Origin of the sequence: Erwinia sp. Leaf53 (assembly GCF_001422605.1) — a bacterium.
Lineage (GTDB): Bacteria > Pseudomonadota > Gammaproteobacteria > Enterobacterales > Enterobacteriaceae > Erwinia.
In genome coordinates, this window is the sequence record NZ_LMLK01000022.1 from 25,619 (window position 1) to 40,082 (window position 14,464).

Sequence of the window (14,464 nt, forward strand, 5' to 3'; positions counted from 1 at the left end):
AGGGAGGAGAAACGGGGCGTAGCCGGAGGAGGCGGCCGGTGAGGAGGATGGGGGGTAAAATCAGCCTTAAAAAATGTGATGCAGAGCAAGTTAACGACATGTAACTCCTTAACATTGTTGCATTCAGGGTTTCAAAGGAGGACTTTAGAAAAAGTGATTAATTACGCGCTGCGAAATAAAGATTACGCCTCCTGATCACCTTCAACAGAATCGAAAAAAATGCTGATCCCATCAAAACTGAGCCGCCCGGTGCGGCAGCAAAATACCGTGGTTCGTGACCGACTGTTGGCCAGGCTCTCGGCGGCACCGAACTATCGTCTGACCCTGGTGGCCGGCCCGGCGGGCTATGGCAAGACCACCCTGGTGGCCCACTGGGCCGCGGGTAAGAGCGATCTTGGCTGGTATTCTCTTGATGAAAGCGACAACCTGCCCGAGCGTTTCGCCAGCTATCTGATCGCCGCCATTCAGCAGGCCTGCGGCGGCCACTGCGGCAAAAGTGAGGCGCTCAGCCAGAAACATCAGTATGCCAGCCTGCCGGCGCTGTTCGCCCAGCTGTTTGTCGAGCTGTCGGACTGGCACCGCCCGCTGCTGCTGGTGATTGATGATTATCATCTGATTACCAGTGAGGCGATCCACGCCGGGATGCGCTTCTTCCTGCGGCATCAGCCGGAGAACCTGTCGCTGGTAGTGCTGTCCCGCACCCTGCCGCCGCTGGGCATCGCCAACCTGCGCGTGCGCGAGCAGCTGCTGGAGCTGAACGCCGCGCAGCTGGCGTTCACCCACCCGGAAACGCAGCAGTTTTTCGACAACCGCCTGAACGACCCGATCGATCCGGCCGACAGCAGCCGCCTGTGCGATGAGGTTGCCGGCTGGGCTACCGCCCTGCAGCTGATTGCCCTGTCTGCCCGCCAGTCCAGTACGCCGTCACGCCAGTCCACCCGGCAGTCGGCGCGTAAGCTGGCGGGGCTGAACGCCAGCCACCTGTCCGACTATCTGGTGGAGGAAGTGCTGGACCGCGTTGATGCGCCGACGCGGGATTTTCTGCTGCGCTGCTCGCTGCTGCGCTCGATGAATGATGCCCTGATCGTGCGCCTGACCGGCGACAGCAACGGCCAGCAGCGGCTGGAGGAGCTGGAGCGCCAGGGCCTGTTTATTCACCGTATGGATGACACCGGCGAGTGGTTTAACTTCCATCCGCTGTTTGCCACCTTCCTGCGCCAGCGCTGCCAGTGGGAGCTGACGGCGGAGCTGCCCGCCATCCACCGCGCCGCCGCAGAAGGCTGGCTGGCGCAGGGATTCCCGGCGGAGGCGATCCACCACGCCCTCGCCGCGGATGATATCGCGATGCTGCGCGATATTATGCTGCAGCACGCCTGGTCGCTGTTCAATCATAGCGAGCTGGCGCTGCTGGAAGAGTGCCTGGCCGCGCTGCCGTACGACTGCCTGATCCGCAACCCGAAGCTGGTGCTGCTGCAGGCGTGGCTGGCCCAGAGCCAGCACCGCTACGCCGAGGTCAACACGCTGCTGGCCCAGGCGGAATGCGAGATGCAAAAACAGGACCAGGTAATGGATCAGGACCTGAACGCCGAGTTCAACGCGCTGCGCGCCCAGGTCGCCATCAACGACGGACGCCAGGACGAAGCGGAGCAGCTGGCCGCCGAGGCGCTGCGTTTTCTCTCCTTTGAGAGTTTTTACAGCCGCATTGTCGCCACCTCGGTGACCGGCGAAATCCAGCACTGCAAAGGGGACCTCGCCCGCGCGCTGCCGCTGATGCAGCAGACCGAGCAGATCGCCCGCCGCCACGAGGCCTACCACTACGCGCTGTGGGCGCTGATCCAGCAGAGCGAGATCCTGATCGCCCAGGGCTTTTTGCAGGCCGCCTTTGAGATGCAGGAGCGCGCCTTCGAACTGGTGCGCGAGCAGCACCTGGAGCAGCTGCCGATGCACGAATTTTTACTGCGCCTGCGCTCGCAGCTGCTGTGGTCATGGTCGCGGCTGGACGACGCCGAAGACGCCGCGCGCCAGGGGCTGGAGGTGCTGACCAACTTTCAGCCGCAGCAGCAGCTGCAGTGCCTGGCGATGCTGGCGAAATGTTCGCTGGCGCGCGGCCAGCTGGACAATGCCCACCATCATTTACAGCGCTGTGAAGCGCTGCTGAAAACCGGGCAGTATCATATCGACTGGCTGACCAACACCGACAAGCCGCGGGTGATCTACTGGCAGATGACCGGCGATAAGGCGGCCGCCGGACAGTGGCTGCAGCAGGCGCGTAAGCCCGATATGGCCGATAACCACTTCCAGCAGGGGCAGTGGCGCAATATCGCCCGCGTGCAGATTTTGCTGGAGAAGTTCGCCGAAGCCGAAGCGGTGCTGGATGAGCTTAACCACAACGCCCGCCAGCTGCGCCTGACCAGTGACCTGAACCGTAACCTGCTGCTGAGCAACCTGCTTTACTGGCACACCGGCCGTAAAGCGCAGGCGCAGCAGGCGCTGATCGAAGCGCTGGGGCTGGCGAACCGCACCGGGTTTATCAGCCACTTTGTGATTGAGGGGGAGATGATGGCCCAGCAGCTGCGTCAGCTGCTCCAGCTTAACCTGCTGCCCGACCTTGAGCAGCGGCGGGCGCAGCAGATCCTGCGCGAAATTAACCAGCATCATCGCCATAAGTTCGCGCACTTCGACGAAGGGTTCGTCAATAAGCTGTTAACCCACCCGCAGGTGCCGGAGCTGATCCGCACCAGCCCGCTCACCCAGCGCGAATGGCAGGTGCTGGGGCTGATCTACTCCGGCTACAGCAACGACCAGATCGCCGGGGAACTGGACGTGGCCTCGACCACCATCAAGACGCATATCCGCAACCTGTATCAGAAGCTGGGGGTGGCCCATCGCCAGGACGCGGTGCAGCAGGCGCAGCATCTGCTGCAGGTGATGGGCTACGGGGCTTAATGGCCGTGCACGGTCAGCCCCACCAGCCGGATCACCACCGGGCGCACCACCAGGATGCAAACAAAGGCCGCAGGCATGGCAATCTGATAGGCATTCATCACATTTGTCATGTAATCCGTGCCCAGGCCGAACTCAGCCCAGGTGATCACCAGGCTCATCAGAAACGCCATGATCGTTGCCATATACAGCGCAAAGATATAGGGTGAGGCGTGCTTTGGCAGGCGGATGCGGGCGGGATTTTTTGCGACGGCGTCGGTCATGGTGTCATCCTGTTAACGATTAATAATAAACGGCGGTGAATAAAACAGCCGCTAAATTATCAGGCCGTTCAGGGCGGCGGTAGCCGGGCGAAGCTTTAATCATTATTAAGCAAAACTATCGAATATGACGTTGAGGCGGCGATGGATCTGTTAGGGCTGATTGGCACCTTTATTCGCGTAGTGGAGAACGGCAGCATCGCCGCGGCGGCGCGTGCCAAGGGGATGAGCCCGGCGGCGGTCAGCCAGAGCCTCTCCCGTCTTGAGGCACATCTGGGCGTACGCCTGCTGTCACGCACCACCCGCAGCATGACCTTAACCGAAAGTGGTCAGCGTTATTTCGAGAAAGTCCGCCACATTCCCCATGATATCGATCTCGCCTCTGAGGCTGCTGCGCTGGAAAGCAAACCGCAGGGCCCGCTGTGCATCGCCACCACGGCCGCGTTCGGCCGTCACGTTCTCGCGCCGCTGATGCCGGCCTTTAAAACGGCTTACCCAGGTATTGTTACCGAACTGATTAGCACCGATCGCAACGTCGACCACCGGCTGGAGGGCGTCGACGTCAGCATTCGTATTGAGGCACAGCTCAGCGACCAGCTGATTGCGCGAAAAATTGTCTCATTACCCTTTATCTTCTGCGCGGCCCCGGCGTATCTGGCGCACGCGGGCATCCCACAGCATCCCGATGAGCTGAGCCGCCACGCCTGCCTGGTATTCCGCTATCCGACCGACGGCCGTTTTCTGCCCTGGACCTTTATGGTCAACGGCCAGCCGGTCAGCGCCAGGCTCAACCCGGCATTTATCAGCGATGATATTGATATCATCGCCAGAATAGCCGTGAACGGCGGCGGCGTTGCGCGACTGGCGAGCTTTGTTGCCCGGCCGCTGATTGAGCAGGGTCTGCTGGTCCCGTTGCTGCAATCGGACCCAACCGACGGGATTGATATGGCGTCGTTACCGATGGATATTTATGCCTGCGTTAACGAGCGGTCGGCGCTGAATTCAAAGGTCAGAGCCTTTATTCAGTTTCTGGAGGAGTCGATCTGACGGGCCGTATCACCGTACAGACCCGCTTCGTCGGCGCTGCTGAACCAGAAAACCTGGCCGGCTTTTGCTTATCCGCCAGTCAGCAGATAGATCAGTGAAAATTTATCGGTGAAGTCGATCTGTTCGATCTCTGCCAGCAGTTTATCATCAGCGTATTTGTCATGCTTAGTGATGCTGTGATAGCTGTAAACGATATTAATCACCTCCTCTTCGCTGAATTCGGGGTTAAGTTCAACGGAAGCGGCAATCAGCCATTTTAACAGGAGCCATTCCGACATCAGCAGCAGAAGATGGGTTAAGGGTTCCCTGCCCTTTTTCGACGGGAAGCGATCCTCATAGAGTCGATACTGAATATAATTACTGAGCAGATGGGGGCGAGCCTGTAGCCACGGCAGCGCCTTCTCCCGCCAGATAGTATTCAGCTGCCGTGCTGGCGTCGTCACCTCGGTGGATTGCGTAACACCCTGGGTTAAATCAGTCAGGTTCTGATAATAGCGCTGTAAACGTTGTCCGCCGCGCCCTTCATTTTTGGTGCTCAGATAGCTTTGCAAACGTAACAGCAGCGCGGACTGCAGCTGATGATCGGGGTGCAGCTCGGCCATTTCTTTTTTTACCGTGCCGTTTTGCAGCGCCGTCTGGATATCCTCGAAAAAACGCAGCATTTTTTCCTGCAGGTCAGCGTCCCCGGCTAGCTTATCGCGATAAAGCAGCAGCATGGTGATGCCGTAAAACCCCTCTTCGATGTCTGACCCGCAACCGACCATAATATGCGTACACATCAGACCGATCAGCCGGTCCTCCTGGCTGATATCCGGTGCATCCAGCGGCTCGGGGCTTTGCCTGACCCTTTCGCCGAAGAGCATCGCCCCCGGTGTGGTTAACAGCAGCCTGGCGGCTTCCGGACAGGACAGGGTCAGGTTACTGCGGATCTCATATTTAAAGCTGCCATACAGCCGCGGATAGATCGCGCAGGTGCCGCTCAGCGCTTTTTCGCCCAGAGACTTATGGACTTTACACAGGCGGTCTTCATCGAGGAAAGAGCAGTTTCCGTTGCTTTGTAATTTAATCTTCCCCCAGCTGCCCTCATTTATTTCCGTCGTGATGACATTTTCCTGCGCTATATGACGTATTTCAATCTCATCACTCTGCAGGTAGCGGTTCACCGTCGGCTTATCAAGCTCGATATCCCAGCCTTTACAGCAATGATCGGGACAGGCGCTGCCCACACAGTGAAACTGGGTGAAAAATGCCGGCTCAACAATGACGATATCATGCATAAATCAAGGACTCTTCAGGGAAAGAAAAATGGCTCATGCTAAGATAACAAGCCATTGAGTCATCAATTGTCTTAAAAGGCAGCCAAATCAGCGCCTGTTTTGCTGATGACGCTGAAGAAGATGTCCCCTGGCTGCTCATCTTCAGATGACGGCATTAACGCCCTTTTACTGCTGTCGCGGCGTAAACGTCAAGTTTACGGCCGAGCTCAGTTTTACAGAGGAGGCGAGCTCGTGATGATTGTAAAGTTCTTCGGTTAATATCCTGAATGCTTCTGCGCGATTTGCATATTTCCTGCGAAACTGAGTCGGCGTGATGGCAAAATAGGACTTGAAGGTGCGGGTGAAATTTTGCTGACATGAGAAGCCATTCTCAACGGCGATTTCAAGCATCCCTTTATTCGTAAAAGCAATCAGATGTGCAGCTCTTGCAATACGTCTGAGCCGGATATAAGCAGCAAGATTAATACCGGTTCCCTGACGAAACAACCGCTGAAAGTGCCAGTGGCCGTAACCGCTGCGTTCTGTTACCGTTCTGACTCTTATCGACTCATCAGAAAGATTTTTATCAATCCAGGGAAGAATACCCTCAATCACAGCATCAGTGATTTTATTTCGTGCTGATTTCATCTTCTCTTCCGGCTAAATGCGTTTTCATTTCAATCTCAACAGGACTACGCTGGTCAGCAGGCGTGCGCATCAACAGGTTCGGGTGAGGCTGACAGGTTTCTCTTATACGGCCATTATGGCTCAGTTTAATCGACGTGTATGTTATACAAAGGGATAGTATACAAAGAGATCATTGCATATTTTCCTGTGCCTGATGCAGCTCGCCGAGGCGTGATAACGAACAGACCGGTGAAGTTTATATTTTAAAGCTCATCGCATCGGGTTATATTGACGTTCATGAAGAAAGCGTTGAGAGTCAGAAAGCGTCTCTATGGATAAAAAAATTTATATCGTTGACGACGATCAGTCTGTCATCAACTCACTGCATAACCTCCTCAGTTCCGCAGGTTATGCAGTTTCAAGCTTCACATCGCCAGCCGAATTCCTTAGCCAGACGGATTACAGTACACCCTGCTGCCTGATCGTAGACCTCAACATGCCGGGGTCAGACGGTTTTGACGTCAGCCATCACCTGACCGAACGCGGTTACTCCATACCCACGATTTTCCTCACCGGCTTTGGCACCATCCCGATCACGGTCAGGGCGATGAAGGCGGGGGCATTTGAATTCTTAACCAAACCCGTGATGCCCGATGATTTACTGAATGTCGTCGCAGATGCGCTACAGTTTTCAGAAAAAAACGTCGCCCTCTCTGAGGAAAAACGTCGGGTATGGGAGCGCTACGGTTCACTTACGCCGCGCGAGAAGGAACTTATGCAGCTGGTTATCCGGGGATTGCTCAATAAGCAGATAGCCGCCGAAATGGGGATCAGTGAAATCACCGCGAAAGTGCATAAGCGCCGGGTAATGGAAAAAATGGGCGTCCGCTCGGCGCCCGAGCTGGTCAGAATCGCGGAAAAGTTAGGGCTGCTTGATGATGATGCGGCCGCCGGTAGTGGGGTTTACTGAGCACCCTTCCACCGTTAATAAATGCTCCCGCCACCCCGTGCGGGAGCCCCTCTCACTACATTCCCCCCTCAACCGGGAGGGTGAACCAGAATAAACTTCCTCCCTCAGAGCGGTTCTCGGCGTGCAGAACGCCACCATGACGTTTGATAATCTCCTTGCTGATGGTCAGCCCCATGCCCATACCTTCCGCTTTGGTGGTGTAAAATGACTCGAAAATCTTATCCGGCATCTCACCCGGCAGCCCGCTACCGTTATCAGCCACGTCGATACGAATCACATCGCGGGCCGGATGCGATGAAGCGATACGTAAATGTCGTACGCCGGCGTTTTCCGCCATCGCTTCAATGGCATTAATGACCAGATTTAATAAAACCTGCTGGATCTGGACGTTTTCACAAAAAATAGCGTCATTTTCCGCCGACAGGTCCAGCTCCAGCGAGATGAGTTTGCGTTCCAGTTCCAGACGGGACAGGCTTAAAATATCCCGCGTAATCAGGTGCATTCTTGCCGAAGCAAACTCAACGACCTGTTTACGGGTAAGCGCCTCAAGCCCGCGGATGATATTGCCGGCGCGTCGACCTTCACTGATGATCTCATCAAGGCTGTTGCAGGCATTCTCCAGATTAGCGGGATCACGTTTCAGCCAACGCTGGCTGGCACCGGCATTGGCCACAATAGACATCAGCGGCTGGTTAATTTCGTGGGCGATTGACGAGGTAAGCTGGCCAACGGTTGATGCACGCGCCACGCGAGCCAGCTCCATCTGAGCGATCCTGACAGCATTCTCTGATTCACGCTGTGCCGTGATATCGGTCAGCGTGCCAAAGTATTCCGCCACATCTGGCCAGTTATCATTTGGCTCACCAATGCCTTTAATATAACGACATTCGCCATTATCGCGGATAATACGGAATTCAGCCTGCATAACGGACCCCTTCATCACGCTGGTTTCAATTAACTCCCGCAGGCAAAGAATATCATCCGGGTGAACACGACGCTGGAATTCAGCCATTGAGGTGGTGGTCTGTTCATCCGGAAGGCCCATGATCCGTTTATATTCATCAGAGATATATTGTACGTCGGGTTCCACATGCCAGTGCCAGGAGCCGGTATGACTGATTTTTTCCCCCAGCATCAGCGACGTCTGGCTGGAAAGCAGTTTCTTTTCGATTTTACGGCGCTGATTGTTCTCCTCGACCAGTTCGGCATACAGTCGGGCCGTCTCCAGTGAGACCGCCGCCTGTGCGCCCAGCATGGAAACAATCCGCGAGTGTTCGGCGGTAAACATATCGGGCATCAGCCGATTTTCCAGGTAAAGTACCCCAACCATCTGAGCCTGCCGGTACATCGGCACGCACATCACCGCTGCCCCCGAGGCGACCAGATAATTATCCTGACTGAACGGGCTGAACACCTCAGGTTTGCCGGTGCGGATCTCCTGCCCGGTGCGGATCACCGCAGAGAGGACCGACAACGGCAGATCGGTCGCGACCGGTAATTCGCGGACAATTCTGACCTTTATGCCGTCAACGGTGGTGGTGGCTCTTGCCTGGATTTCAGGAATATTATCGTCGGTCAGCCTGATTAACATGCAGTGCTGGGCACCGGCGCGTTCCACCAGCATGATCATCAGGATGTGTATCAGCCGATCCAGGTTGATCTCTTCGGTCAGGGCGCGCATCACGGTTACCATGCTCTGCAGGTCGCCGATCGCGGCGCTGGGTTCAAAGGACAGGGTGCTGAGCGCAGTCTGAGAGGCGTGGCAGGCGAGTGCCGGATACCGTGTTTCCAGCTGCTTAACTTTGGCCCCTGCCCCCCAACGGTCCCATGCGGCTATTGCCCCCCTGATGTAAGCATCACCGGCGAACGACATGCCCCTGGCGTAGGCCAGACCTGCGGCCAGCTCGCAGGCCAGTCCGTTGATATGATGAAACTGCCCTTCACGTGACAACGCAATGGCTTTTTCAAACTGCTCTGATGCCCCGGTCGTTTCCCCTTCAAGACGCAGCAGCTCCGCGCGAAGCAGGGCTTCCTTATCTGAAAACGTTTTCGTGTTCTCATTTGACCAGGTCACAATCCTGTCGAAATGGTGCCCGAGCCGCTGCCGCAAATCCTCGGTCATGGCCCCGGTTTCTAAGGGAATGGTCAGGGACAACGCGCTGTAGAGGTGATAATCGAGCATATGTACATGCCCGGGGATGTGTTCGACAAAGGGTAACGCGTCTTTAAACAACTTCTCTGCCACTTCATATTCATGTGCAAAGAAGTGGGCCATCGCTTTGTACAGTCGCGACCAGAACCGCATCAGGAGTATCGGCTCAACGGCGTTTTCGGGTTTCACCACCTCCAGCACCGGCGTCAGGAAATTATCGCCGCTGAACGTATGGCCCCGTGGCTTACGCAGGAACAGGACGAAGTCCAGCTGCATGCCGAGAATAACTTCAACGTCGCGATACTGCGCCTTTTGCACAAACAGCAATGCCCGCGAGACTGACGTGTGTACCCCGTCGAGATGGTCTCCCCGGGCCAGCATATTCATAATGATATGCCGCAGCGCCAGGCAGGCAGAGGTCCGGTCGCCGGTTTCAACCCCAACGTCAAAGGCAGCCCTGGCCCGCTCAATCGCGTAGGTTAGCGGCATTGTCCACACGCTGACCTGGTCAAGCGGTAGCAGCGTACGCGCTTTAAAGCTCACAAAGTCATGCTTGTAAACCAGTTCACGCGCCAGCAGGGTGCTGGCAAAACCACGGCTGTACTCATCATACCGATCGCCACAGACCACCCCGTACCATGAGAGCGCGAGCGTGGATGCGCCACTCAGTCCACGGGCCATGGTCAGGTGCAGCAGCCTGCACAGCAGCATGAATTGCAGTCGTGGATTGGTAAAGGCGGCGAACGTGCTGGCGCTGGCCATCAGATTCATGATGGCTACGGTATTTTTACATTCCACCAGCGGAAGTGAACGGAACCGGGTATACGGATTTTTACCCACATCCTCCTTCAAAACCAGCCTTGCTGCATCGCACTCTTCCGGGCCAGGATGGCGGTTCAGTTGCACACCAAACACCGCAAGCCACTCCAGCGCGGTTTCCAGCGCACGCTCACTGTCCGACTGCCGCATGTGGATTTCAGCGATCAGACAGGCGGCCTCCGCTTTGGTTGTCATCTCGCCGGATGAGAAGTGAAGCCGGGTACTTAACGCCAGCGCGGCCGCGAGATTACCGTTAAGAAACTCGCACTCGGCCTCTTCAAGCAGAAACTCCCCGGTGTCGGCCTTTCCCGTGCCGTGGAGAAGGGAACGGGCCATTTTCAGGTAGCGCAGGGCTGAAACGTAGTCACCGGTGGTTTTTGCACGCCGGGTGGCTTTCAGTATCAGCTGGCTGCATCCCTCAACATCCTGAGCCAGCAATGAAAGATCTTTAATGGACACCAGATGATGCGCGGCGCTGAAAAGCAGAACACTGGTGACATCGAGGCTGGATTTACGCATGTAGATAAGCGCGGCGGCGTAATGGAAAGCATCTTTCTCTTTATCTGTTAACAGTTCGAGTGCCGCCTCATGCATGCTCTCATGCATAAAAGCGTAACCCTGATGACTTAACGCGATCAGTCGTGCCTTCACGGCGGGTAACAACATCCGCTCAATGTCGGCCACGGGCAGGGTGATTATCGTGCTAATCACCTCGAGCTGGCCCGCATTTCCCGATAATGCCAGCTTGCCCAATAGCTGACGCGTTGGCAGCGGTATTAATGAGAGATGCAGTAAAACACTGGCGGCAACGTTGGCCGTAAAATGGCTGTTTTTAAGCGCCTGCAGATCGCAGGCCCAGCGGCGCGGCGCGGTGTGGCTAATCAGTTCATCACGCAGGGCCTGACGGAAAAATTCATGGGTTGCAAGCGGATTGCCGGCGGTTTTCTCATGAATAACCTGCGCAAGTTCCAGGGTGGCCGACGCAGTGGTGTGAAATATTCCGGCCAGCCAGCCGGCAATATGCGTCTCAGAAAGCGGGGCCGGGGTGATATCGGTAATGCGCATGGCACAGGCGCGAATACGCTGCAGATTGCCGATGATGGTAGGGCAAGGTAATGAGACACTATCGCGATGTGCCATGACCAGCAGCAGCGGGATGTCTTCACTGGAGCTGAGCAGATTCTGCAGCAGGTGAAGCGTGGCCTGATCGGTCCAGTGCATATCATCGATAAAAATAACCAGAGGCCGCCCGGGCGCGGTGAACGCCCTGACCAGGTTACTGGCAACCAGCATCAGCCGTTTTTTTGCATCAAGCGTGTGCACATGGGTCAGCACAGCCACTTTTTTATTCAGCAGGATGCCCAACTCCGGGACCAGATTCACCGCCAGCCCGGCGTGTTCGCCCAGCAGGCGGGTTATGTGCGCCTTCCACTGCGTCATTTCTGCATGGGGAAGGCCGAGCACGTGGAGTGCCAGCACTTTGAAGGCGGCGGTAAACACCGTATACGGCATCACCGGCGAATGCTTATCCGCCTTCACTACGGTGAGCAGCGCTTTTTTATTACGCAGTCGTCTGAGTGACGATGCGATAAGTGATGACTTGCCCGATCCCTGAGCGCCACCGATCACCACCAGACTGTGCTTGCCGCTGCGGCTTACCTCATCAAAAGCCGCCAGTATCTCCGTTGCCTGTGGATGGTCCGTACAGAGCGTATCCAGTGAAAAATGGCTGTTGGGGTGATCCTGCAGCCCCGGCGTAAAAGGCTCAATCAGCCCGTCCGGCATCAACGTGGACGCGCATTGCCGCAGATCGGCCAACACCGCCTCGGCCGTCTGATAGCGGTTTTCCGGAGATTTGGCCAGCAGTTTCAGGATAATGGCCGAGAGAACCACTGGAATCTCTTTGCGCAACGTATGCGGCGGCAGCGCCTCAGAGGCAATATGGTGATGCACCCACTCTGCGTGTCCGCCGTCAATATTGCCGTAGGGCAACCTGCCGGTCAGTAACTCGTACAGCACAATACCCAGACTGTAGAGATCGCTAACGCGGCTGACCGGATGCGCTGAGCGAGAGGTATGCTCCGGAGACATATAGGCCAGCGTACCGCCGGCGACCTGCAACGGTGGCTTCTGCAGTAAATCGTCATTAACAGATGACAGCCCGAAGCCGCCCAGCAGCACCGTGCGATCGTCCGTATAAAAAAAGTTGGCAGGCTTGATATCACCGTGTACCAGCCCCTGCTGATGCATCATGCTCAGCGTGCCGCAAAGCGTTGCGGCACGTGTGAGAAAATCAGTGATATCTCCGGGGGGCATGCACAAAATATCTGCCAGCGTGCGATAGTTAAACGGCGGGTAGATCAGCGCATATCGCCCTTGATAATGGGTGTGTTGCCGCGGTTTTAGCGCCCAGCTCTCCGATAACCTGCCGCGAAGCGCATATTCGTTTTTCAGCCGCTGGGTGATCTGGGAGAGCAGTTCATCATTGCCTGCGGTGGCAAGAATAAAGGATTCACCGCTAATGGCATGGCGACACAGAAACCAGTCAATCGTGTCATCCTGCACCAGCCGGCTAAAGGTAGTGTCCTCTGATAACAGGATTTCATCGTGTTCTGTTTCGACAGACGGCCGCGTAGAGTGGCTCACTGACGCGCAGCCTGACAGGAAAACGCCTGGAGGATGTGTTCAAACAGGGTGTCAATCTCAATCGGCTTAGGTAAAAACGCTATCGCGCCAAGCGCGATAGCGTACCTGTGCATGCTTTCATCTCCATTGCCGGAAATGATAATACCCGGCGGATTTTTCAGCCGCCGGGTGAGATTGATGAAAAGCTCAAAACCATTCATGCCTTTCAACTGCACATCAATGATAAAAAGCGCGGCATTCGCCATCGCTGCTTCATCAGAAAGAAGAGATTCTGCCGAATCAAACGCCTCTGACAGAAAACCTTCTGACTGAAGCAGGTTGGTCAGACCACTGCGGACAGAACGTTCATCATCGACGACGATAATGCGCTGCGACAGCTGCATGCTGTTTTCCTTAGTTAAAACTCAGGCCCGGATCGGGCGCTTCCCTGGGAGGATTTGTCCTCTGAGGACGAAGAATTATCCCCGATTTTATGGTGATACTGATGGCGAAACCAGTGAAGACTGACCGGCTGGCGTTGAATCAGTCGTCTGGCTAACGGGATAATGTGCTCGCCAGTCTGCATGCCCAGCAGCCCCACCAGTGCAACGATCGGAGGGGCCGGGGAATTTACGTCAAGGATGGCATAGATCAGGCCCGCCAGTACGCCAACGATCAGTGAAACAGAATAGGTTTTCAACATGTTTATCCCGCCTGCTTAGCCAGTAAGGGTAACGATGCCGGCCGGTGATCGGCGGTGATCGGGTGTTGCTCGCTGGTGGTCACCCTGGCTGATGGGGAAGTGTGAAGCAGTTTCCCTCCCAGGGTGCTGCCGATAACCATTCCCAGCAGTCCGATCAGTGCCACCGCTGGCGGAGCCGGAGACTGAACCCTGAGCAGCGCATAGATTATGCCGATCAGCGTGCCGGCCGCCAGAGAGAGTAATAAAGGACTCACAGGCCCTCCTTTATCTGAAAAAGCGTGCCGGCTCCGCAAAGAGCCAGCCCGCTGAACGGTTTAACGCACCGGTGCCGGAACCGGAGCCAGGGTACGATGTTCGCTCTTCTGACGTGAAGGCGCCTTGTGTACCATGGTGTAGGCGTAATCAACGCCGATACCGTAAGCACCTGAGTGCTCTTTCGCAATGTCCATCACCGCGTTGTACGTCTCTTTGTGGGCCCAGTCACGCTGCCACTCCAGCATCACCTGCTGCCAGGTGACAGGAATAACGCCAGCCTGAATCATGCGCTGCATCGCATAGTCGTGCGCTTCTTTGGTAGTGCCGCCAGAGGCATCAGCCACCATGTAAATTTCGTAATCACCTTCCAGCATCGCGCACAGTGCAAAAGTGTTGTTGCACACTTCAGTCCACAGGCCAGAAACAACAATTTTCTTCTTGCCGTTCGCTGCCAGTGCGTCGCGGACTTTCTGGTCATCCCATGAGTTCATTGAGGTACGCTCAAGGATGTCCTGGCCCGGGAACACGTCCAGCAGCTCCGGGAAGGTATTACCGGAAAAACTTTCGGTCTCAACGGTAGTCAGTACGGTCGGAATATTGAAGACTTTGGCCGCTTTAGCCAGCGCCACGACGTTATTTTTCAGCACCTGGCGATCGATTGACTGCACACCAAACGCCATCTGTGGCTGCTGATCGATAAAGATAATCTGGCAGTTCTGCGGCGTGAGTACTTCAAGCTTGCGATTGGTCATGTCATTTCCCATTGAGGTTAGAGGGGCTAAGTTCAGTAAAAAAAATTAATGGCAT

The 14,464-nt window shown here is 55.9% G+C and carries 11 protein-coding genes; 3 read left to right on the top strand and 8 right to left on the bottom strand.

The genetic code is table 11. From position 1 onward, the window contains the following. Nucleotides 1–219: 219 nt before the first annotated feature. Complete coding sequence (gene malT / locus ASF13_RS13985; protein WP_056237228.1) at nt 220–2,946, top strand: HTH-type transcriptional regulator MalT; 2,727 nt, start codon at nt 220–222, stop codon at nt 2,944–2,946. Here malT and ASF13_RS13990 read toward each other — a convergent pair. Beyond that, nucleotides 2,943–3,206: a DUF2798 domain-containing protein gene (locus ASF13_RS13990; protein WP_056237230.1), complete on the bottom strand. Its 264-nt coding sequence runs from the start codon at nt 3,204–3,206 to the stop codon at nt 2,943–2,945. The two genes, malT and ASF13_RS13990, sit on opposite strands and share 4 nt — an antisense overlap. A 141-nt stretch (nt 3,207–3,347) precedes the next feature. On the opposite strand from ASF13_RS13990, the gene ASF13_RS13995 reads away from it, so the two are divergent. Beyond that, entirely contained in the window at nt 3,348–4,250 is a 903-nt protein-coding gene (locus ASF13_RS13995) for a LysR family transcriptional regulator (protein ID WP_056237235.1), read from the top strand. A 68-nt stretch (nt 4,251–4,318) separates the two neighbouring features. Here the strand turns inward: ASF13_RS13995 and fliB are convergent, their stop codons facing one another. Together fliB and ASF13_RS14005 are read right to left on the bottom strand one after the other, a co-directional pair. After that, the gene (gene fliB / locus ASF13_RS14000; RefSeq protein WP_056237236.1) at nt 4,319–5,527 is read right to left on the bottom strand and encodes a flagellin lysine-N-methylase; all 1,209 of its coding nucleotides are present in this window, start codon (nt 5,525–5,527) and stop codon (nt 4,319–4,321) included. Nucleotides 5,528–5,692: 165 nt separating this feature from the next. Then, complete coding sequence (locus ASF13_RS14005) at nt 5,693–6,154, bottom strand: helix-turn-helix domain-containing protein (protein WP_056237239.1); 462 nt, start codon at nt 6,152–6,154, stop codon at nt 5,693–5,695. A gap of 310 nt (nt 6,155–6,464) precedes the next feature. On the opposite strand from ASF13_RS14005, the gene ASF13_RS14010 reads away from it, so the two are divergent. After that, nucleotides 6,465–7,103, top strand: a complete 639-nt coding sequence (locus tag ASF13_RS14010; protein ID WP_056237241.1) for a response regulator transcription factor — start codon at nt 6,465–6,467, stop codon at nt 7,101–7,103. 55 nt (nt 7,104–7,158) lie between these two features. Here the strand turns inward: ASF13_RS14010 and ASF13_RS14015 are convergent, their stop codons facing one another. From ASF13_RS14015 to ASF13_RS14035, 5 genes are all read right to left on the bottom strand, one after another. After that, complete coding sequence (locus ASF13_RS14015) at nt 7,159–12,390, bottom strand: AAA family ATPase (protein ID WP_255354460.1); 5,232 nt, start codon at nt 12,388–12,390, stop codon at nt 7,159–7,161. A 326-nt stretch (nt 12,391–12,716) separates the two neighbouring features. Continuing rightward, nucleotides 12,717–13,103, bottom strand: a complete 387-nt coding sequence (locus ASF13_RS14020) for a response regulator transcription factor (protein WP_056237248.1) — start codon at nt 13,101–13,103, stop codon at nt 12,717–12,719. 14 nt (nt 13,104–13,117) lie between these two features. Next, nucleotides 13,118–13,402, bottom strand: coding sequence for a DUF1427 family protein (locus tag ASF13_RS14025; protein WP_056237250.1), 285 nt, complete (start codon nt 13,400–13,402; stop codon nt 13,118–13,120). Between the two features lie 2 nt (nt 13,403–13,404). Then, nucleotides 13,405–13,656, bottom strand: a complete 252-nt coding sequence (locus ASF13_RS14030) for a DUF1427 family protein (RefSeq protein ID WP_056237252.1) — start codon at nt 13,654–13,656, stop codon at nt 13,405–13,407. A gap of 60 nt (nt 13,657–13,716) precedes the next feature. After that, entirely contained in the window at nt 13,717–14,409 is a 693-nt protein-coding gene (locus ASF13_RS14035; protein WP_056237255.1) for a hydrolase, read from the bottom strand. Between the last annotated feature and the right edge of the window lie 55 nt (nt 14,410–14,464).